Raw genomic sequence first — 19,759 nt, forward strand, 5'->3', positions numbered from 1 at the left:
TCAAAAAAGTTATGAGCGAAACCCTAGCCACGAATCCCGAACGTAGCTAGGTTTCCGCCATGTGAACTTCTCGTTGACTCTGGATCCAACCGGTTCAGAGGCCTGCGGGAGCCGCACTCCGGCCCACGTCACGCCCGCCCGCTCGTCACGGCCGAACGGCCGGAACCAGACGGGTTGACAGACCGGAGCACGACTCCCACCATGACCGCCACGGAGTTGAAAGGTTCCAACCGGCGGGCGCCGTTCTGTATCCGCCCACACCCTCGGACGCGTCGTTCGTCCCGTACGAACCTCCCCACCGACCCGACGAGGTCCCTCAAAGCCCCACCTCCGCTCACCACCCTCCCTCCGAAGAGAGGCCACATCGCCGTGTCTTCCTCCACCACGCCCTCGCCATCACCCGCGACCACACCGGCACCGGCGGCCAAGGCTCCCCGAGCCGGCATGGGCGCCCGTTTCGCCCTCATCGCCCTCGCCCTGATGTGGCCCACCCAGCTGCTGTCGCTGGCCGGCCTGCTCGGCGGCAACGCCCAGGCCTCCGTGGCGATCCACTTCCGCACCACCGAAATCGGCTGGTTCATCCTGGTCAACGCGCTGGTCGGCACCGTGGTCGCGCCGTTCGCCGTGAAGCTCTCCGACTTCTACGGCAAGCGCAACGTCATGATCGTCATCACCGTCATCGGCCTCGCGGGCGACATCATCGCGGCTTTGGCCAACAACTACGCCACGCTGCTGATCGGGCGCGGCATCGCCGGCTTCTACGCCCCCATCGCGGCCCTGGCCTACGCGTCCGTCCGTGAGCTCTTCCCGCCCAAGCACGTGGGTGCGGCCAGCGGCATCATCGGCAGCGGCATCGCCTTCGTCGCCATCGGCGGGCCCTTCCTCACCGGCTGGGTCATCGACAGCTTCGGGTGGCGGGGCGTCATGTGGTCGCTGGCCATCGCCACGGCCATCGGCCTGCTGCTCCTGCTCACGCTGGTTCCGGAGACCCCGCACCGCGTGGAGCGGACCAAGGTGAACTGGCTGGGCGGCCTCCTCCTCGGCGGCGGCGCGGCGGCCCTCACCTACGGCATCGGCAAGGGCGGCGAGTGGGGCTGGACCGACGCGGGCACCCTGGCCTACATGTTCGGCGGTGTCGCGGCGGTCCTGCTCTACATCGTCACCGACCTCAAGGTCGCCCACCCGCTGTTCGACCTGACGATGGCCTCCCGCCGTGGCGTCTGGTCCGTCTTCCTGGCCACCGCCCTGGTCGGCGCGACCATCTTCGGAACCGGCATCATCGGCCAGCTGCTCGTGCTCTACCCGAAGATCCCCACGGTCTCCGACGGTCTCGGCATGACCGCCACGCACTACGCGGTCATCGGCATCCCGGCCAGCATCCTGATCCTCGTCGTCGGCTTCGGCACCGGTGTGGCACTGCGCAAGGTCGACGCCCGACTGCCGCTGGCGCTCGGTGCCGCGTTCGCCGCCGTCGGGTTCGTGCTCCAGCGGAGCTGGCACTACAACAGCACCCAGCTGATGCTGCTGGGCGTCTTCTCCGCGATCGCCATGGGCCTGATGGTGTCCTCCATCCCGGTCCTGATCATCGAGGCGGTCACCCCCGAGGAGCAGGCGACCGCCAACGGTCTGCAGAGCCTGGCCCAGGGCGTGCTGACGACCATCGTCACCCAGATCGTCTACGTGATCCTCGCCAAGGACAGCACGGTGGCCCAGGGCACCCGCTTCTACCACGACGCCGGCTACAAGAACGCCATGCTGTTCGGCGCCGCCATGGCGGTGGTCGGACTGCTGTCCGTCGCCCTCATCCCGCGGCTCAAGCGCGCCGAGGACGTCGAGGCGGGCGACGCCGTGGCCGCCTGACCCCTCTCCCGCCCCGGGGCCGCCGCCAGACCATTGCCCCGTCGCGGCGGCCCCGGCTCCCCCACACCCGCCAGGAAGGCAGGAACGGCCCATGACCCGTCGGCAGACGGTGGACGAAGCGGACCTCACCCGGCGCCTCGACGCCATGTCCCTCAAGGAGAAGGTGACCCTGCTCACCGGCGGCGACGCCTGGACCCTGACACCGGTCGCCGCCGCCGGCCTCGCTTCCCTCACCCTGTCCGACGGGCCCGTGGGCCCCCGCGGCCCCTCCTTCGGCGGCGACACCCCGCCCGCGCTGCTCTTTCCCAGCCCGAGTTCGCTGGCCGCGGCCTGGGACGAGGACACCGCGTACGAGACGGGCCGGCTGATGGGCCTGAAGGCGAGGGAGATCGGTGTCCATGTCCTCCTCGCCCCCACCGTCAACCTCCACCGCTCCCCGTTGGGCGGCCGGCACTTCGAGTGCTACTCCGAGGACCCGCACCTGACCGCCCGTGTCACGGTCGGTTTCATCAGGGGCGTGCAGTCGGCGGGGGTCGCCGCCACCGTCAAGCACTTCGTGGGCAACGACTCCGAGACCGAACGCATGACGTACGACGCCCGGATCGACGAGAAGACCCTGCGGGAGGTCTATCTGCCGCCCTTCGAGGCGGCCGTGCGCGAGGCCGGCGTGTGGGCAGTGATGGCCGCCTACAACTCCGTCAACGGCACGACCATGACCGAGAACGGCCGGCTGCTGATGGAGGTGCTCAAACAGGAGTGGGGCTTCGACGGCGTGGTGGTGTCCGACTGGCAGGCCGCCAGGACGACCGAGGCGTCCGCCCTCGCGGGACTCGACCTGGTGATGCCTGGCCCGGACGGGCCGTGGGGCGACGCGCTGATCGCAGCTGTGGAGCAGGGCGCCGTGCCGCCGGCCGTGATCGACGACAAGGTACGGCGCATCCTGCGGCTGGCGGCCAGGGTCGGCGCCCTCGACGAAGTGGCCGGTCCCGGACACATCCCGGTTCCCCCGGACGTCCGCTCCCGCATGCGGCAACTGGCGGTCCAAGGGTCCGTCCTGCTTCGCAACGACGGACTGCTGCCGATGCGGCCCGGCACCCTGCGCAAGGTGGCCCTCATCGGCCCCAACGCGGTGCGCTTCGCCACCCAGGGCGGTGGCAGCGCCCAGGTCACACCGGAACACGTGGTCACCCCACTCGACGGACTGCGCCGGGCGCTGGGCGAAGACATCGAGATCACCGTCCACCCGGGCGTCTTCCCGCACACCAAGCTCCTGCCGCTCGACGGCGGGACGGCCACCGACCCCGTCACCGGGGAGCCCGGTGTCCGGCTGGACTACCTGGACGCCGACGGCAACCTCGTCTCCGACGAGCACAAGGATCCGGCGAACTGGTGGTTCCCGATCATCCTCGGTGCCGGAGTGGAGGAACTGACCGTCCGCACGCGTCTCGGACTGCGGGACTCCGGCACCCACCGGCTTTCCGTCATCGGCACCGGTCACTTCACCCTGCGCGTCCCCGGGCACGAACCACTGACCCACGAGCAACTCCAGGAGGGCGACGACATCGCCGCCCTGCTGCTCAACCCGCCCTCACACACGTTCGCCTTCCCCGCCGTCCGCGGCGAGACGGACATCATGCTGAGCGTCCGTCCACAGCGCAACCTCCCCTACCCCGTCACCCTGCTCGGCCTCGGCTACGACGTCCCCCGCGGCACCGACGAGGACGAGCTGGAGGCGGCCGTCGCCGCCGCTGCGGAAGCGGACGCCGTCGTGCTGATGGTCGGCAGCGACTCCGACACCGAGGCCGAGAACGTCGACCGTACGACGCTCACCCTGCGGGGCCGGCAGGACGAACTCGTCGAGCGGGTCTGCGCCGCCAACCCGCGCACCGCCGTCGTCGTCAACGCCGGCTCCCCCTTCCTCCTCCCCTGGGCCGAGCGGCCCGCCGCCCTGCTCTGGTCCTGGTTCCCCGGCCAGGAGGGCGCAGACGCCATCGCCGACGTCCTCACCGGCGCCGAGCCCGGTGGCCGTCTGCCCACCACCTTCCCCACCGCCGAAGCCGACGTACCGGTCCTGTCCACGCAGCCGGTGGACGGCACGCTGGACTACTCGGAAGGCGACCTCATCGGCCACCGCGGCTACGCCGCACACGGCACCACACCCCTGTTCCCCTTCGGGCACGGGCTGTCGTACACGACGTGGGACTACGAGGACTTCGTCGTGACCGGTGACATCGAACGCGGGCTCTCGATCCGGGTCACGCTCCGCAACACGGGCGGCCGCGCGGGCCGCGAGGTCGTCCAGGCGTACCTGGACCCGGCGGGCGACGAGCCGCAGCGCCTCATCGGTTTCGCCGCGGTCGAGGCGGGGGCGAGTGAGGCCGTGATCGCCACGATCACCGTGCCGGCCGAGACCCTCACCGTCTGGAGTGCGGCCGGGTGGGTTCCGCGCACCGGTCCGCACCGCATACGGGTGGGGCGCTCCGCGGCCGACCTGCGGCTGACCGCCGCCGTACCCCGCGCGTCATGATCACTGTCGGCGCCCCGGCCAACCCGCACGCCCATGAGTGAAGTACGGTCTGACCGTGAGCACACCACGCAAACCGAGAGGCCCGTACCGCAAGGGACTGGAGCGCCGCAAGCAGATTCTGCGGGCGGCTCTGGAGGTCTACAGCGAGCAGGGCGAGCGCGGCTCGTCACTCAAGGAGATCGCCGACCGCGTGGGCATGTCCCAGGCGGGTGTGCTGCACTACTTCGATTCCCGGGAGGACCTGCTGCTGGCCGTACTGGCCGAGCGGGACGCCCTGGACACCGAAGCGGTCGTCGATGTGATGTCGCCGGGCGAGGCAGTGGCCCGGACCGTCGGTCACAACGCCCGGCAACCGGGTCTGGTCGACCTGTTCGTGACCCTGTCCGCCGCCGCATCGGACCCGGAGCATCCCGCCCACGCATTCTTCAAGCGGCGGTACACCGAGCTGAGCGCCCAGATCCAGAACGGCCTGGACCACGGGAAACAGGAGCAGCGCATCCGCGAGGACGTCGACTCCGAGCTCATGGCACGACTGCTGCTCGCGGTGTCCGACGGCATCCAGCTGCAGTGGCTCCTGGACCCGAGCGTCGACATGACCGTGCTGGTCGAAGCGTTCAACCGGATGTGCGGCCCCCACGTGGGCGAGAGCACGGACGGCACGCCCATCGGCGAGAACGACTGACACACACGGGTACCCGTGCGCGGCGGACAGCCGTGCCGACGGACGATCGGCGACTCGATGACCCGGCAACGCATGAGGCCCATACCTCGTGCTGCCCCGAAGGGTTCGCAGTGCAACGCTCACCTCAGCGTGATCTTCCGGGCAGCGCCCTCGAATCCCGCGGGCGTGGTCCTGCCACGTGCGTGTCCGCCGGTCAGCCGACGGCATCGCACGCCTGCCCACCGTGGCGGTCCCTTCCCCGCCTGAGCATCCGACAAAAGCGACGAACAGCCCCTCCGCCGCGATCGCCTGTCCGACACCGACCTGCTCTTGCCCACCTCGGCCGAGGTGGCGGTCGTCGGCCCGCCACTGCGCCGATCCGAGGCAGCCGCTGACGACGTCCGGCGATCCACACACCATGAGCCCGCACATCACGGAGGGGAACCATGAGTCCGCACTTCCGCCACCTCGCAGCTCTCGGGAGCTCGTTCGCCTCGGGCCCCGGGATCGCGCCGATCGCGAACCGGGCGGCCGGGCGCTCGGCACTGAACTACCCCCACCTAGTCGCCCGGCGGCTCGGCGTCGAGCTGACTGACCTGACGGTGTCGGGAGCGACGGCCTCCACCGTCCTGGACAGTCCGCAGCGCCGCATGCGGAAGGAATTCCCGCCGCAACTCGAGGGCGTGCCCTCCCACGCGGATCTGGTGACGATCACGGTGGGCGGCAACGACCTGAACTACATCGGCAGCATGTTCACTGTCGCCATCGCGGGTCGGTTGTTGTCCTCCCCCTGGGCCCGTCAGCTGCGGGCTGTGCTGCACCGGCCCCAGGTGCCGCACCCGACGGCCGAGACCGTCGAGCGGGCGACCGCCGGCCTCTGCAGGGTGGTCGAAGGGGTGCGCCGACGGGCACCCGGCGCCCGAATCCTCCTCGTCGACTACCTGACCGTCATCGGGCCCGGGACCCGTCCCAGCCGTGCGGCACCGTTCGCCGAGGCCGACATCGACGCCCTGAGGCGGCTGGGAGAGACGGTCGCCCAGGTCTTCGAGGCCGCCGCATCCCGGTCGGACGCGGAGCTCGTGCGGATGGGGGAACGCAGCTGTGGGCATGAGCTGGGGTCGGCGGATCCTTGGGTGTGCGGCCTGCCGGACCGGCTCCGTCATCTCGGGAAAGTGACACCGTTCCACCCGACCGCGGAGGGCATGCGCGCTGTCGCCGACGCCGTCGTCGAGCACCTGAAGAACTGAACGCAGCCCCGGGAGACCCGCATCGACGAGGACCGCCGCTGCAGGCTCCGCCGCCGACAGGCCAGGGCCCATGGCCCGCGACCGACATGAAAAATGACTACCGTGATAGAGCTCAACCTGTTTCAGAGCGGACATAGGGTCATGCCCTTTCCCCAAGCACAAGACCAGCCGTTCGCCTTCGACGGCTTGCCTGCCGCCGCAGCCGACGTCACCGGCGTGATTGTGTGCCGGCCCGACTCGGCGGCGGCGCCGACGGAGTCACCACCTGCAAGCCCTGCGGCCACCCCCACACAGGTTGTGATCGACCGCGAGCGGAGCGTCGCACCCCTCGACGTGCTTGCTTCCCAGCACAGCACCGGGATCGCTCTGCACGACACCGACGTGGCAATCGTGCAGACCAGCGCGTCGTCCGGGGTCACGGGCGGCCCCGGCGTCCCGATCGCCAACCAGGCAGACGATGTGGTGTCCTGGGATGACGCCAAGGGCGTCGAGCTGATGCTTCGCCCGGTTCCGGAAACCGGCACCCCAGCGGTCGACGGCGAGCGTCGGGTACGACTACGGCACGGCCCGGCACCCTGGCGAGGCCTCTCGCGCTACGTCTTCCGGCTGCAGAACTCCCAGGTCAACCCCACTGGGTGGCGGTGATGTTCATGGAAACAACCGAGCAAATGCTCGCCCGTCGGCGGCTGGAACTGTCCCACGAGGCGGCCCTACGCGTCGGGGGCTCTCTGGACGTTCGGCGCACCGCACAGGATCTGGCCGACGTGCTCGTTCCGACCCTCGGTGACCTCGCGGGGGTCGAACTGGCGCAGGCCGTGTTCGACGGCACCGACCCCCCGCGTGGGCTGGGCGGGGGAGATCTTCATCTGCGCCATGCCGCGCTGGCGCCCGCCACGGTCGGCCCGCTGACCGGCATCGACCTCGGTGACGAGCTTCCGCCGGTCCCCGACAGCCCTCTGCTGCGCGGCCTCCAGCAGGGCATCACAGTCACCCTCGGACGGGACGAGCTCACCGCCATGCTCGGAGACCCCGAGCTGGTCGAGCTTCTCCTGCCCAAGTCCTTCAGCTGGGTGATGCTGGCCCCTCTCTGGGCGCGCGGCTTCCTGCTGGGCGACGTGACCGTCTGGCGCATCGACCGGTCCGATCCCTTCACCCAGGAGGACGCGGACCTGTTGACCGAGGTCGCCTCGCGCGCCGCGCTCGCCCTCGACAACGCCCGACGGTACACGCGTGAGCACCGTGCGGCGGTCGCGCTGCAGGAACGTATGCTTCCGCCGGCCACCACCGACACCCCCGCGGCCGAGACCGCAGGCGCCTATCTCCCCGCAGGTGACGGAGTTGACATCGGTGGGGACTGGTTCGACGCTCTGGCGCTGCCCTCGCTCAGGGTCGCCCTCGTCATCGGCGACGTGGTCGGCCACGGCATGCATGCGAGCGCCGGCATGGGGCGGCTGCGTGCCGCCATCCAGACTCTGGCCGACCTCGAACTGGAACCCGAAGAAGTGCTCACACGCATCGCGGACCTCGTCAATCGCCTCGCTGCGGAGGCGCCGCCCGCGGAGCAGGACGGCATCGGGGCCACGTGCCTGTACGCGGTCTACGACCCGGTCACCGGGCGCTGCACCATGGCCAGCGCCGGTCACCCTCCCCCCGTCGTCATCCGGCCCGACGGGACCGTGCACATCGTCGCAATCTCCCCCGGGGCTCCGCTCACCGTCGGCGGCATGCCGTACGAGACGACCACCATCGACATCGAGCCCGGTAGCGTCCTCGCCCTCTACACAGACGGCCTCATGGAACGGGAGAGCCTGGACCTCGACGACGCCCTGCGAAGGCTGACCACCCGTCTCGCGGTGTCATCCGGTCCGGAAGCCGACCTGGTGGATGTCGGCCAGGCGCTGCTCGCCGACCTCGCGGTCCAGCCGCGGCGCGACGACATGGCCCTTCTGCTGGCGCGCACACGGTCGATTCCGAAGGAGGCAACCGCTCTGTGGGAGTTCCGGGCTGATCCCGCCGTGGTCGCCGAAGCCCGCAAGCAGACAGCCCGCCAACTCACCGCGTGGGGGTTGCAGGATCTTGTTTTCGCCACCGAGCTCATCGTCAGCGAACTGGTGACCAACGCGGTCCGCTACGCCGGCGGACCGGTGGGCCTGCGACTGCTCCGCCACGACGTGCTGGTCTGCGAGGTGACCGACCCCAGCAACACCCAACCTCGGCTGCGGCGTGCCCACACTACCGACGAGGGAGGACGCGGCCTGTTCCTCGTCGCTCAGCTCACCTCGCGCTGGGGCTGTCGATACGGCCGGAACGGGAAGACGATCTGGGCTGAACAGCCCATCGACAACCCCCGCTGAACCGTCCGCCCTGCGCCGGCCGTACGACGCCGAGACCCACCGGGGGTCTCGGTCACGCAGAAGCCCCCGCGGATGACTCCTGGCTACTGACCTTGGCATCCTCGGAGCAGGCCCACCGGCCCGACCAACTTTCCAGGGCCGACTTCGACCGGCTGGACAACTACTCCCCCCGTAGGAAGCTCCGTTTCGACCGCGGCCAAGGAACCAAGACCCGGATCATTCGCGGGCCAGGCAGCCACCCCCATCTCCTCCAAGCCCATTTCCGCAGGTCAAATGCCTCGCAGCGCTGTACCATCAGCAGCAGAAGAAGATGTTGGTATCTGCGTCGCTCATTCAAAACGACGTCGCCCCTCCGCCTCTCCTAGTTCGGCAGACCTCGCAGAGGCCTCGGAAACGTTCCTGACGAGAGCAGCAAGGTGTCTTGCCCGGGCAGCGCCGATGTGTAGCTCCTTGCGGATCGTTTCCGCCGAAGCGGGGCGCCGATGCTCTTCCCATTGGCGGGCGTCAAGCGTGCGAGCCTTCCCCAACAGGAGATCACCAGGCCCGTCGGCGGTAGTAGCGTCATCCGCTTCCTGCCCTCGCTCCAGATGGGCTGCGCCGTCCTTGGCTATGTCTGCCGGACGGTGCACCAACAGTTCCACCGAGAGCAATAGAGCGCCGGTAGCGGGTTTTGGCGGCCACCCAGTCGGTGGCGTACCGGCAGGCGTAGCTGGCCGAAGGCGCCATCCAGGTGCGGAGACCACGCTCAGGGCGCGCGGGTCGTCAAGGTCGTTGGCGTACGCCTTGCGCTCCTTCGCCGTCCAGGCTGACGCTCCGCTGTCCCACGCCTCGGCGAAGCGGGACCAGGTGGCCGACGTCGAACCTACAGGCGGTGTCGAAGTACTGGTCGTCGTAGGCGAGGACCGGCAGGCCCGACCACCGTCAGCCGAAGCCGCATGCGTGGCGCGAGCGAGGCCTGGGTACGTCTGACCGGACCCATCACGGCTTCGGCACTCCCGAAGCGTGCCCGGCGCTCCGCGCGGCACTGGAGAGGTGCATGGCCGATCCCACACGCCCCAGCCCCCTGTACGTTGCGGTAGTCGGACCCGGCACCGCCAGCGATCGTGAGGCATCCTTGGCCCGGCAGGTAGGGGCCCTGCTGGCACAGCACGATGCGGTCGTCGTATGCGGAGGCCTCGGCGGCGTGATGGAGGCCTGTGCCGAGGGCTCCAGCGCCGCCGGCGGGACCATCGTGGGCGTCCTGCCCGGCTGTGACCGCACCATGGGCAACCGACACCTCACACATGTCCTGGCCACCGGGCTGGGTGAACTGCGCAACGGGGTCCTGGTCAACAGCTGCGACGCCCTCATCGCCGTGGGCGGCAGCTGGGGCACCCTCAGTGAGATCGCCCTGGCCCTGCACGCAGGAAAGCCCGTCGCTTCCCTGCACGGCTGGGATCTTCCCGCGCAGTCCGTCACACTGCCCGAAGCCCGGCTGTTCACCCGGGTGTCCACGGCCGCGGAAGCCGTCCAAGTCGTCCTGCCGTCCGTCGGGCAGGGCGGTGCCGGATGACAGCGCCCGAACCGGTCAACCCACCTACCAGCCCCGCGCTTTCCGAGTTGTGGAAGGCCTACGAACTCGCGCAGCAGCACTATGACGCGGACCTGGAACTGCACTCCAGCCGCATGAACCTCTTCCTGGTCGTCCAAAGCGCTCTGGTCGCCTTCGTCGCGGGCCAGCACAGCGCCGTCGACCGGCACTGGCTGGCCTTCTTCGGCATGACCCTGTGCACAGGCTGGCTGTTGGTGGCCGTCAGTTCCTACCAGTGGATCAAGACATGGCGCACCCACATGTCCAGCCTCGGGCAACAGATCAAAGACACCAGCGGCGTGGACCCTTCGAGCCTGCTGTTCGAGCACACCCACCGCCACAACGCCGTCGCACCGACGGGAGTCTTCTCACGCTGTCTCGAATGGTTCTCCTGGCACGTTCGCCCTACCCTGATCACCTGCTGCCTCCCGGCCCTGTTCCTGGGCGGCTGGATCTACCTCAGCTGCACCGCCTGAACCCGTGTGCCTCACACACGTCGGCGAGCTCGGGAGTGTAAATCTAACGGCGGATCCGACGATCATGGGAGAGACGTCAAGTGCCTGATACCGCCGTGGAGTTGGAGACCGTGGAGCCTGACGAGAGTGCCCAGTTGGGGCAGCCTGCGCCTGTGTCCGACGAGCAACTCGTCGCGATGCTGGTGGCACGGGCCCGGTCGGAGGGGCTGCAGCTGACCGGGCAGGGCGGGCTGCTGCAGCAGCTGACCAAGCGGGTCTTGGAATCTGCGCTCGAAGGTGAGATTACCGATCACCTCGGCTATGAGAAACACGATGCGGCGGGCCGGGGCAGCGGCAACTCCCGCAACAGGGGCCGGGCCAAGACCGTGCTGACCGACGTCGGGCCGGTCGAGGTCAAGGTCCCGCGGGACACCTCGGGCACGTTCGAGCCGCAGATCGTCAAGAAGCGGCAGCGGCGCCTGACCGGGGTCGACGAGATGGTGCTGTCGCTGTCCGCTAAGGGCCTCACACACGGCGAGATCTCCGCCCACCTGGCCGAGGTGTACGGGGCCGAGGTGTCCAAGCAGACCATCTCCACCATCACCGACCAGGTCATGGAGGGTATGGCCGCCTGGCAGAGCCGCCCATTGGACCGCGTCTATCCGGTGTCGACGGTCAAACAATTCCCCACGATCTGCATGATCGGCGTCAGTCAATTCCCCACCCCTGTGGTCACGACTCTCCATGGGGACGCTGACCGTCGATGGTGCCGCTGAACACGCTCAAACTAGCCTGATGTTCCCTGTTTCGGGTGGTTTTCGAAGCTTCTAGATCTTCCTTGCGAATCGGTCGGGTTCCCCATGGGCATGCCGGTGCCCGGGTTGAGGGTCCTGGCCTCTCGGAGCCGTCGAGGTCCCTTGACCTGCGAGCTGAGAGGCCGACGGACGCACCGGATGGCAAAGAGAACATTCACCGTGGTCGACATCGTCGAGATCTACGTGCACTGGTACGCGGGGCGGTCCAAGAGTCAGGTGTCCGCCTCGCTTGGGGTGGACCGCAAGACGATCAGGAAGTACCTGGCGTCGGCGGAGGCGGCCGGGATCACTCCGGGTGGGCCGCCGATGAGCGAGGTGGACTGGGCCAAACTGCTCAAGAGCTGGTTCCCAGGGGTGGCCAGCCGGAGGCTGAACCAGGTGCCGTGGGCAGAGATCGAGCCGCACCGGGACTACGTCAAGAGCCTGCTGGAGACCACGACGGTCACCACGATCCACCAACGGCTGCGGGGCGAGGGATAGTTGAAGGTGTCGCTGTCGACGTTGCGCCGCTGCGTGCACGAGAACCTGCCCGAGGAGGCGGCCCGCTCGAAGGTCACGGTGCTGCGGGAGAACGCCGAGCCGGGCTCGGAGGCCCAGATCGACTACGGCTTCCTGGGGCAGTGGATCAACCCGGCGACCGGGAAACGGCACCGGATCTGGGCGTTCGTGATGGTGCTGCCCGCCTCGCGGCACATGTTGTCCGGCCGGTGGCCCACATGGACCAGCACGCCTGGACCGAAGCGCACGCGGAAGCCTTCCGCTTCTTCGGCGGCATCCCGCGGCGCCTGGTGCCGGACAACCTTAAAACCGGGGTGGACAAGCCGGACCTCTACGACCCGAAGATCAACAAGTCGTACGCCGAACTCGCCTCCTACTACGGCACGTTGGTGGACCCGGCCCGGGCTGCGAAGCCGAAGGACAAGCCCAGAGTGGAGCGGCCCATGCCCTATGTCCGCGACTCGTTCTGGAGCGGGCGGACGTTCACCTCGCTGGAGCACATGCAGGCCGAGGCCCTGCTCTGGGCGAGAAACGTAGCCGGTCAGCAGTGCCGGCCGTTGGACGGTGCGAAGCCGCTGTCGGTGTTCGAGGCAGCGGAAGCTGAGGCCCTGCTGCCGCTGCCGGCCGAGCCGTTCGTGCTGGCCCGGTGGTCGAAGGCGACGGTCGGGCCGGACATCCACATCAAGGTCGGCCGCACCCTCTACTCAGTGCCCTGGAAACTGATCGGACGCCGCGTCGATGTCCGCTCCACCGCTGTCACGGTGCAGATCTTCCACGAGGGCGAACTGGTCAAGACCCATGCCGCCCTGGAACAGGGCAAACGCACTGACAGAGGCGACTACCCGCCCGAGAAGATCGCTTTCCAGATGAAGACGCCGATCTGGTGCCGCGGCCAGGCATCCCAGGTCGGGGACGCCTGCCGGGAGGTCATCGACCAGCTCCTGGAGATCAACGCCCTCTACCGGCTCCGCGCCGCCCAGGGGGTGCTCGGCCTGCGGAAGAAGTACACGGTGGTACTCGACCGTCCGACCGCTCCGCTCATACCGTCCAGCTCTCACACAGGCGCCTCTATCTGCCGGGTGACGAACTCCACCGCCTCACCCGGCAGGTCGAACCGGCCCCGGGTAAACCGGCGGTACTGCGTGTAGGACTTCAGCGCACCGCGAAGCCCAGTAGCGTCGCACCGCGCTTGCCGGACACGAGTGGCTGCTCGTCCTTCAACAGCGTCCAGTGCTCGTCCAGGTTGTCCAGGTCCAAAGAGCTGCACGAGGCGGGTGCCTGTCTCTTGCCATTGCCGGATCATGCCCTTGACACTGTCCAGATGATCACTTGGTTCGTGTGGGCCGGTTGCGTACTGGGTTATGCGGCCCTCGTGGCGGGTGCGGTGGCGCTCGACGACAGGGTCCACGAGCGGGCCGTCGCTGATGCCGTGGCACGCTACGAGGCGGCGAAACCGGATCCCGCCGACGCGGTACCGGACGAAGACCTCAGGCTGGGGATCGCCGGGGTCGCCGCCCTCGTCCAGGGGGACGGCAAAGCCGGCAGCGCGTTCTGGACGGTGCTCGTCGGCATGGTGGCACGCGGGGTCCTGGTGCCGGGCACGACGTCAGACGGGGAGCCGACCCTGCGGAGATCGGCCGGCTACCGCAAAAGAGCCGCGCCCGACGCGTCGGACTTGGAGCAGCAGATCTGGTCCCTCGCGTCCTACCGGAACCCCGCTTCTGCGGCCCCGCAGAGCGTCACGCACCCGATCGCCCAACGTCTGTACCAAGAAGGGTACTTACGGGGCAGAGGCGTGTACATCGACTTCAGGGCACCTCGCGCCGTGTGGTGCTGGACGGTTGCCGTACTGACCCTGCCGCTCGCCGCGCTGGTGGTGTACCTGTTCCTGCACTGGCGCTACGGAATCGTGGCGATGTGGACGGCGATGGCGATGGTCGTGGTCGCCTGGGTCCTCACCATGCCGCGCGAGAAGCCCGAGGCGCTGCTGCTGCCCGTGCTGACGGAGCGGGGCGATCAGGTGGTCCGTCAGGCACGGGCCCGTCACGCGCATCTGGACCCGGCGAACCGGACCGAGCCGTACGCTCCCGACGAGGCCGCGGCCGCCCACGCCGTCTTCGGGCTGGAGGCGTACAACCACTTCGCCGCCCATACGCCCGGTTTCTCCGCCGCGGTCGACCAAGGCACCGGCGAACGCGCACGGAACGTGGCCGCCGAGGAACTGCAGCGCACTCGAGGCAACTTCACCGGGTGAACGCGCCGTTGCCCTGGCCTACAGTTCGGTTCATGGGGGAGAAGACCATGTGGAGTGGGGTCCGCGAGCGGGTGGAGGCGCTGGCCCGGGTGGACGAGGCACGGCAGGTCTTCGGAGCCTGGGACCTGGCCGGGGGATCGGGTCATCACTTCCGGTTCGCGGATGCGCTGTCGGAGCTGGAGATCGCCGAGGCGGAGGCCCGGTGGGGTGTCTCGCTGCCTGAGGAATACCGGAGCTTCCTTCTCGAGGTCGGTGCCGGCGGTGCGGGGCCGGGCTACGGGCTCAGCATCCTGCGCCGGACGGACGCGGGATGGCTGTGGAGCAACGTGGACCGCCCCCTGCGCCACGACTACCTGCGGCTTCCGTTTCTGACGGGGGACGAACGGTGGCAGGTTCTGGCGGAGCACGAGGACAGACAGCCACTGCTGTCCGGCTTCGACGACGAGGCGTACTTCGCGGCATACAGCGCCTGGATGACCGCGGGTGACGAACTCTTCGACCGGGTGACGCGTGGTGCGTTGAAGCTCAGTCATGAGGGCTGCGGTTACTGCGACTGGCTCGTCCTGACCGGCCCGGAGAGTGGCCGTATGTGGGCGGACGACCGCCCGGGGGACGGTGAGTTCCGCCCCCTCGGCGAGCCTCAGACGCCGGTCGGATTCGCACGCTGGTACCTCCACTGGCTGGAGGGTGCCGAGGCCGCCGCGCGTCTTCCGCGCCGTCGTCCGCGATAGGCGAAGCGTGCTGGGGAGCACTGATCGACTCGTGTGCGCTTCGGGTTGGTTCAACCTCTCCCGGACCCCGCCGCCCTCGGCACTCTACGCGCCGCCTGAGCCGCCTGGTGCCGGGCCCGACCGGCCGGAGGGACATCGGGGGAAAGGCAGGCGCTCCGGTGCCCCTCGCGCTGCCGGTCCGGGCAGGCAGGACGGTAACCGGGATCCGGCCTCGGGAACATCGGTACAGCGGTTGGCGCTGAGATCGATCATGGTCGGCTAGCACACTGGCTGGGGGCTCCGCTGGGGTTCACAGAAGGATCGCCGCGCTCATGAAGGCCGCCCTGTCCCAGGCACCGAGGACGGATCACCCCGCCTGATCTCCATGCTGCACGCCCGCGCCTGCTGCACCCACGCACACGCCGGCGGCTTCCGGGCCGCCGACCGGTCCGCCAACGCCGCCCTGGACGCCTACGAATACGCCGGTCCCATCGAGGACGACCTCCCGTGCGTCTACTGGTGCCACCTCGGCGAGGCCCACCAGCTAATCGGCAGCTCCGCCCTCAACCTCGGGCACCCCAAACGGGCCGTCTCCCACTTCCTGGACGCATCCGCCGCCCACACCAGCCAGCAAGTGTACAACGGCGACGCCTTCCCCCGCGGCCACGCCATCTACCTAAAGGGTGTTGCACAAGGCTCTGAGCTGGGCATCTCCTTGGTATGGCTGGGGTTTTACGTGCTGAGCGGGTGTGGGTGGAGACGTTCACGGGACTGCGGATGACGCGGTTCTCGGGGCTGTTGAAGGTGGTGCGGGAGCGGGGCGGCAACGGCACGCAGCGGGGCCGACCGTGGTCGTTGCCGTTGGCCGAGCGGGTGCTGATCGTTGCCGTGTACTACCGGACGAACCTGACGATGCGGCAGCTGGGCCCGATGTTCGGCGTCTCTTCCTCCACCGTGTGCCGGGTCATCCAGCGGCTCGGTCCGCTGCTGGCGCTGGAGCCCGTCTCTCGCACGGCCGATGCTACGGAGAGGTTGTGGATCGTGGACGGCACCCTGGTGCCGGTTCGCGACCGCAAGGTCGGTTCCTCGTCACGCAATTACCGGTTCTCGGCGAACGTGCAGGTCATCGTCGATGCCGACACCCGCCTTGTGATCGCCGCCGCCCGCCCGGTGCCGGGCACCACCGCGGACGCGCATGCCTGGCGGGCCTCCGGCTTGGCCGAGCACTGCCAGGGCGTGACCGTCCTGGGCGATGGTGCTTACCTCAACTGCGGGATGGTCGTGCCGCATCGCAAACGCCCCCACCGGCCCCTGCTGCCGGGCGAGGAGGACGACAACGCCGCCCACCGCAAGGTACGTGCGCGCGTGGAGCATGTGATCGGCCGGATGAAGAACTACAAGATCCTCCGCGACTGCCGACAGCGCGGCAACGGGCTCCACCACGCGGTCCAGGCCGTCGCCCACATGCACAACCTCGCCCTCGCATCATGACCAGAAGACCGCGACCACAGGCCCTGACCTGCCCGAACACGGCCTTGTGCAACACCCTTTAAGAGTTGTCCCGTAACTGCTGGTCACAGTCAGCCTGTGGCGCCCGCCGACGTCAGCCGAAGAGGAGGTCGACGTCCTTCTCGATGCAGAGTTGCAGGACGACCACGAACTGGCGGGCGTCGTCGAGGTGCCGTTGGAGGAGCGGGTCGATGCTTCCCTCTTGCGGCTGGTCGCCGATCTCTTGCAGGCGGGGCAGGATCGCGGCGCACTGGATCGGTGTCAGTTCGGGGCCGTCGTCGTCGGGATGATTGAGGAGTGGCGCCAGGCTGGTGGAGACGTCGTTCCAGGGGCGCCGTCCACCGAAACCGTCCATCTCGTTTAGTTCGAACCCCTCGGCCTGCGCCAGCCACCGCCGGAACACTCCGAAGCCGGTGTAGGACCACGACACGTCCGGGCTGCTGGTGTCGTCGTCTCCTGGGAACAGAACGAGCCCCACGTGTCCTCCTCGTTGACCGAGCCCACAGGATCGGCCTGAGGGAAGGGCGACGGCAACTGAAATGATCTCGCTGTGGCTGGTGTGATCACGGCGTCGGTGCCGTCCTGGAAAAGCCCGTTCACCGGGTTGAGCCCGCGTCAGTTCAGCAAGCTGATCAGCGTGTTGCGGCGTGAGGGGGCGGATCCGGTGCGCAAGGGCAGGCCGTGGAGCCTGCCGCTGGAGGACCGGGTTCTTCTGGTCGCCGCGTACTGGCGCACCAACCTCACACTGCGCCAACTGGCGCCGCTGTTCGGGGTGTCAAAGTCCGCGGCCGATCGCATGGTCGACGACCTCGGACCGGCGCTTGCACTCCAGCCGCGCAAGCGGTTCCGCCGGGACACCGTGCTGATCGTGGACGGCATCCTGGTGCCCACCCGCGACCACACCGTCGCCGAACAGTCGAAGAATTTCCGGTACTCCACCAACCACCAAGTCGTCATCGACGCCGACACACGACTCGTTGTCGCTGTCGGCCGGCCGCTGCCGGGCAACCGCAACGACTGCAAGGCATGGGAGTTGTCCGGCGCAAAGGAGGCCGTCGGGAAGACCACGGTCATCGCGGACGGCGGCTACCGGGGCACCGGCCTGGTCATCCCGCACCGCCGCGAGAAGGACCAGATCGAACTCCTCGCTTGGAAGGAGGAACACAACACCTCCCATCGCAAGGTCCGCGCCCGCGTCGAGCACACCTTCGCCCGGATGAAGACCTGGAAGATCCTCCGCGACTGCCGTCTCAAGGGTTACGGCGTCCATCACGCCATGCTCGGCATCGCCCGCCTTCACAACCTCACCCTGGCCGGCTGACAGCGAACAGGCTGGTCATCGAACACCTCGTCGATCATTTGCGGGACAGCGCTTACGACCTCGTGCACGGTTGGCCGTGGCTCGGTGCTCAGGTGGCTCGTTGAACGGGGCATGAAGGTGGCTGGGGTGCGTGAGTTGATCATCGCGGAGTACCGGATCACCGGGCTGTCGCCAGTTGTGATCGCTGAACTCATCGCCGAGATAGGCTCGTTGTGGCACGAACGGCATCAGGCTCGCCTGGCGGCACGGCCGCGGCAGCGGGCGGTAGGAGCGGGGGCGAAGCACAAGTTCGTCTTCATCGACCGGCTGCTGGCCACGCTGGTGAGTCTGCGCCAGGCACCACGCACGACGTGCTGGCCTGCTGGTTCGGCGTGGACCGCTCCACCATCACCCGCGCCTTCGGCGAGGTGCGGCCCCTGCTCGCGCAGCGGGGCTGCACCGTCGCGCCCGACGTCCGGCTGCGCACCCTCGCCGAGGTCATCGAGTACCTGGGCCTCGACGGTCAGACCGGGATCATCGACGGCACGGAGATCCGCGTGCGACGCCCGGCCGCAGGCCGCAAGGACCGTGACAAGTTCGTCTCCGGAAAGACCAAGCAGAACGCCGTGAAGTCCACGGTCGTCACGGACACCGAGGGGCGCGTGTTGTTCTGCAGCCCGGTCCGGCCGGGCAGTTGCGCCGACATCACCCAGGCCCGCCAGCTGGGTCTGGTCCAGCTCCTGGCCGATGGCCCGTTTATGGAGATCCTCGCGGATGCCGGCTACCAGGGCATGGGAGCGCAGACCGGTGGACGCGTGCTGACGCCACCACATCGCAAGTTCAAGAAGAACGCTCCAGCCTGCTACGAGGAAAGGCACGAGCAGCAGCGCAAGGCACACTCCTCACGACGCATCCGCATCGAGCACGGCATCGCGCACCTCAAAAACTGGCGGGCTCTCGCCCGACACCTTGGCCGCCGCGAGTACATGAGTGACATCGTCCAAGCCGTCGCCGGACTCCTCTCACACCAGCAGAGCGCCGCCCTCGGCCACCGGCTTCGAGCGTGAACGCCGACCACGCCACACCGCTCGACGTGCCACGGCCAACCGTGCACGAGGTCGTTAGCCCGGCTCGCCGAAGCCCACCTCAGTCTCGGCGACGTCGACGCCGCCGTGGCCACCGCACACGATGCCGTCGACCGGATGGGAGGCGTCAATTCCGCACGCGGCACGAACACGTTTGAAGACCTGCGCAAGAAGCTCGCCCGCCGCCGCGGCATACCGGCCGTCGCCGAATTCCTGGACCACACTGGCACCGAGTGAGCCCCTCGTGTCAGGGGAGAGTCTGCGACGGGCCCGCGAAGGGTTCGTTCATCCAGTCCTGGAAAGGCACGGAGTCGCTCGGAATGACTCTGGGATTGGTTCGGTCGCCGATGACCACGGCTTCCATCGTTTCGGTGAAATCGACGAGCTTGTCCGCGTCGTACCCGGCGATCAACTTCAGGGGTGCGGCGGTGGCGCTCACCCAGGACCTGTAGTCGCTGAGGAACTGCCGGAACAGCCCAATGCGATCGTCATCGGTCAGATACGTCTGAGGATCGAGATCGCTGCAGCCGTTCCCTTGGTTTCCCGCTGCCTCGATCCAGAAAGCCTGCCAGTCCCGCAGCCACGCGACCTCCCGGTAGACCGGGTTGGCCTCGACGTACATCGCGGCGAGCGCCATAAAGGTGTCCTGCTGTATGTCGTGGGCGTGCGCCGCGTGGGCGCGGAAGATGAACATCGAGTAACTCATGGGCGCTCCATGGGGGTTAGCATCCCACGAGCTCCATCGGGATGGACCAGGGTGGTTGCAATTTCCAGGGCTGTGCGGTTATTTGGGGAGGGCTATGGCTCTCTTGGGCGCGCGGTGAGATCGTCGGTCAGGGCGTCCAATGGACAGGGAGGTCGACGTTGTCGATGACCGGCCTTGGGGACCAGCGGAACAGCTAGTAGCGTTAGCC

The 19,759-nt window shown here is 68.5% G+C and carries 19 protein-coding genes and 1 pseudogene; 17 read left to right on the forward strand and 3 right to left on the reverse strand.

Annotated elements, in window-relative coordinates:
- Positions 1-444: 444 nt before the first annotated feature.
- The 15 genes and pseudogenes from ACFULQ_RS32320 to ACFULQ_RS32390 all read left to right on the forward strand — a co-directional run bounded on the left by ACFULQ_RS32320 (position 445) and on the right by ACFULQ_RS32390 (position 16,442).
- Complete coding sequence (locus ACFULQ_RS32320; RefSeq protein ID WP_383550792.1) at positions 445-1,860, forward strand: MFS transporter; 1,416 nt, start codon at positions 445-447, stop codon at positions 1,858-1,860.
- 91 nt (positions 1,861-1,951) lie between these two features.
- Entirely contained in the window at positions 1,952-4,387 is a 2,436-nt protein-coding gene (locus ACFULQ_RS32325) for a beta-glucosidase (RefSeq protein WP_383550794.1), read from the forward strand.
- A gap of 55 nt (positions 4,388-4,442) precedes the next feature.
- Positions 4,443-5,069 carry a TetR/AcrR family transcriptional regulator gene (locus ACFULQ_RS32330; RefSeq protein ID WP_383550796.1) on the forward strand — a complete coding sequence of 209 codons (627 nt, stop codon included), beginning with the start codon at positions 4,443-4,445 and terminating at the stop codon, positions 5,067-5,069.
- 425 nt (positions 5,070-5,494) lie between these two features.
- The gene (locus ACFULQ_RS32335) at positions 5,495-6,295 is read left to right on the forward strand and encodes an SGNH/GDSL hydrolase family protein (RefSeq protein WP_383550798.1); all 801 of its coding nucleotides are present in this window, start codon (positions 5,495-5,497) and stop codon (positions 6,293-6,295) included.
- A gap of 102 nt (positions 6,296-6,397) precedes the next feature.
- Positions 6,398-6,940: a hypothetical protein gene (locus ACFULQ_RS32340; RefSeq protein WP_383550800.1), complete on the forward strand. Its 543-nt coding sequence runs from the start codon at positions 6,398-6,400 to the stop codon at positions 6,938-6,940.
- Positions 6,941-6,945: 5 nt separating this feature from the next.
- A complete protein-coding gene (locus ACFULQ_RS32345) occupies positions 6,946-8,649 on the forward strand; it encodes a SpoIIE family protein phosphatase (RefSeq protein ID WP_383550802.1) in 1,704 nt (567 codons plus the stop codon).
- Positions 8,650-9,685: 1,036 nt separating this feature from the next.
- Complete coding sequence (locus ACFULQ_RS32350) at positions 9,686-10,201, forward strand: TIGR00725 family protein (protein ID WP_383550804.1); 516 nt, start codon at positions 9,686-9,688, stop codon at positions 10,199-10,201.
- A complete protein-coding gene (locus ACFULQ_RS32355; protein WP_383550806.1) occupies positions 10,198-10,695 on the forward strand; it encodes a hypothetical protein in 498 nt (165 codons plus the stop codon). Before ACFULQ_RS32350 ends, ACFULQ_RS32355 begins: the two co-directional genes overlap by 4 nt.
- 176 nt (positions 10,696-10,871) lie before the next feature.
- Positions 10,872-11,336: pseudogene (locus tag ACFULQ_RS32360) on the forward strand (transposase); the annotation flags it as partial.
- A 291-nt stretch (positions 11,337-11,627) separates the two neighbouring features.
- On the forward strand, positions 11,628-11,969 hold the full coding sequence (locus ACFULQ_RS32365) for a hypothetical protein (protein ID WP_383550808.1): 342 nt from the start codon (positions 11,628-11,630) through the stop codon (positions 11,967-11,969).
- A gap of 236 nt (positions 11,970-12,205) precedes the next feature.
- The gene (locus ACFULQ_RS32370) at positions 12,206-13,135 is read left to right on the forward strand and encodes a hypothetical protein (RefSeq protein ID WP_383550810.1); all 930 of its coding nucleotides are present in this window, start codon (positions 12,206-12,208) and stop codon (positions 13,133-13,135) included.
- Positions 13,136-13,308: 173 nt separating this feature from the next.
- Entirely contained in the window at positions 13,309-14,241 is a 933-nt protein-coding gene (locus ACFULQ_RS32375; RefSeq protein ID WP_383550812.1) for a TIGR04222 domain-containing membrane protein, read from the forward strand.
- A 32-nt stretch (positions 14,242-14,273) separates the two neighbouring features.
- Positions 14,274-14,972 (forward strand): SMI1/KNR4 family protein, encoded by a 699-nt coding sequence (locus tag ACFULQ_RS32380; protein ID WP_383550814.1) that lies wholly within the window; start codon positions 14,274-14,276, stop codon positions 14,970-14,972.
- A gap of 364 nt (positions 14,973-15,336) precedes the next feature.
- The gene (locus tag ACFULQ_RS32385; RefSeq protein WP_383550816.1) at positions 15,337-15,732 is read left to right on the forward strand and encodes a hypothetical protein; all 396 of its coding nucleotides are present in this window, start codon (positions 15,337-15,339) and stop codon (positions 15,730-15,732) included.
- A complete protein-coding gene (locus ACFULQ_RS32390) occupies positions 15,672-16,442 on the forward strand; it encodes a transposase family protein (RefSeq protein ID WP_383550818.1) in 771 nt (256 codons plus the stop codon). Before ACFULQ_RS32385 ends, ACFULQ_RS32390 begins: the two co-directional genes overlap by 61 nt.
- Before the next feature lie 112 nt (positions 16,443-16,554).
- On the opposite strand, the gene ACFULQ_RS32395 is transcribed toward ACFULQ_RS32390, so the two are convergent.
- Positions 16,555-16,938 carry a hypothetical protein gene (locus ACFULQ_RS32395; RefSeq protein WP_383550820.1) on the reverse strand — a complete coding sequence of 128 codons (384 nt, stop codon included), beginning with the start codon at positions 16,936-16,938 and terminating at the stop codon, positions 16,555-16,557.
- Between the two features lie 72 nt (positions 16,939-17,010).
- Between ACFULQ_RS32395 and ACFULQ_RS32400 the strand changes: the two genes are divergently transcribed.
- Entirely contained in the window at positions 17,011-17,781 is a 771-nt protein-coding gene (locus ACFULQ_RS32400) for a transposase (protein ID WP_383550822.1), read from the forward strand.
- A 350-nt stretch (positions 17,782-18,131) separates the two neighbouring features.
- Positions 18,132-18,827, forward strand: a complete 696-nt coding sequence (locus ACFULQ_RS32405; protein ID WP_383550824.1) for a transposase family protein — start codon at positions 18,132-18,134, stop codon at positions 18,825-18,827.
- 54 nt (positions 18,828-18,881) lie between these two features.
- Here the strand turns inward: ACFULQ_RS32405 and ACFULQ_RS32410 are convergent, their stop codons facing one another.
- Positions 18,882-19,067, reverse strand: coding sequence for a hypothetical protein (locus tag ACFULQ_RS32410; RefSeq protein ID WP_383550826.1), 186 nt, complete (start codon positions 19,065-19,067; stop codon positions 18,882-18,884).
- A 25-nt stretch (positions 19,068-19,092) separates the two neighbouring features.
- Positions 19,093-19,551: a hypothetical protein gene (locus ACFULQ_RS32415; RefSeq protein WP_383550828.1), complete on the reverse strand. Its 459-nt coding sequence runs from the start codon at positions 19,549-19,551 to the stop codon at positions 19,093-19,095.
- Between the last annotated feature and the right edge of the window lie 208 nt (positions 19,552-19,759).

The sequence above is a fragment of the Streptomyces sp. NPDC057253 genome, assembly GCF_042669125.1.
In the GTDB taxonomy this organism is placed as follows: Bacteria; Actinomycetota; Actinomycetes; order Streptomycetales; family Streptomycetaceae; genus Streptomyces.

Bases quoted from the DNA above. Each gene is read 5' to 3' on its own strand.
- ACFULQ_RS32415 (WP_383550828.1), bottom strand. From the start codon at position 19,551: ATGAGTTACTCGATGTTCATCTTCCGCGCCCACGCGGCGCACGCCCAC.
- ACFULQ_RS32345 (WP_383550802.1), top strand. From the start codon at position 6,946: ATGGAAACAACCGAGCAAATGCTCGCCCGTCGGCGGCTGGAACTGTCC.
- ACFULQ_RS32350 (WP_383550804.1), top strand. From the start codon at position 9,686: ATGGCCGATCCCACACGCCCCAGCCCCCTGTACGTTGCGGTAGTCGGA.
- ACFULQ_RS32390 (WP_383550818.1), top strand. From the start codon at position 15,672: ATGGCTGGGGTTTTACGTGCTGAGCGGGTGTGGGTGGAGACGTTCACG.
- ACFULQ_RS32385 (WP_383550816.1), top strand. From the start codon at position 15,337: ATGCTGCACGCCCGCGCCTGCTGCACCCACGCACACGCCGGCGGCTTC.
- ACFULQ_RS32320 (WP_383550792.1), top strand. From the start codon at position 445: ATGGGCGCCCGTTTCGCCCTCATCGCCCTCGCCCTGATGTGGCCCACC.
- ACFULQ_RS32380 (WP_383550814.1), top strand. From the start codon at position 14,274: ATGGGGGAGAAGACCATGTGGAGTGGGGTCCGCGAGCGGGTGGAGGCG.
- ACFULQ_RS32325 (WP_383550794.1), top strand. From the start codon at position 1,952: ATGACCCGTCGGCAGACGGTGGACGAAGCGGACCTCACCCGGCGCCTC.
- ACFULQ_RS32375 (WP_383550812.1), top strand. From the start codon at position 13,309: ATGATCACTTGGTTCGTGTGGGCCGGTTGCGTACTGGGTTATGCGGCC.
- ACFULQ_RS32355 (WP_383550806.1), top strand. From the start codon at position 10,198: ATGACAGCGCCCGAACCGGTCAACCCACCTACCAGCCCCGCGCTTTCC.
- ACFULQ_RS32365 (WP_383550808.1), top strand. From the start codon at position 11,628: ATGGCAAAGAGAACATTCACCGTGGTCGACATCGTCGAGATCTACGTG.
- ACFULQ_RS32335 (WP_383550798.1), top strand. From the start codon at position 5,495: ATGAGTCCGCACTTCCGCCACCTCGCAGCTCTCGGGAGCTCGTTCGCC.
- ACFULQ_RS32370 (WP_383550810.1), top strand. From the start codon at position 12,206: ATGGACCAGCACGCCTGGACCGAAGCGCACGCGGAAGCCTTCCGCTTC.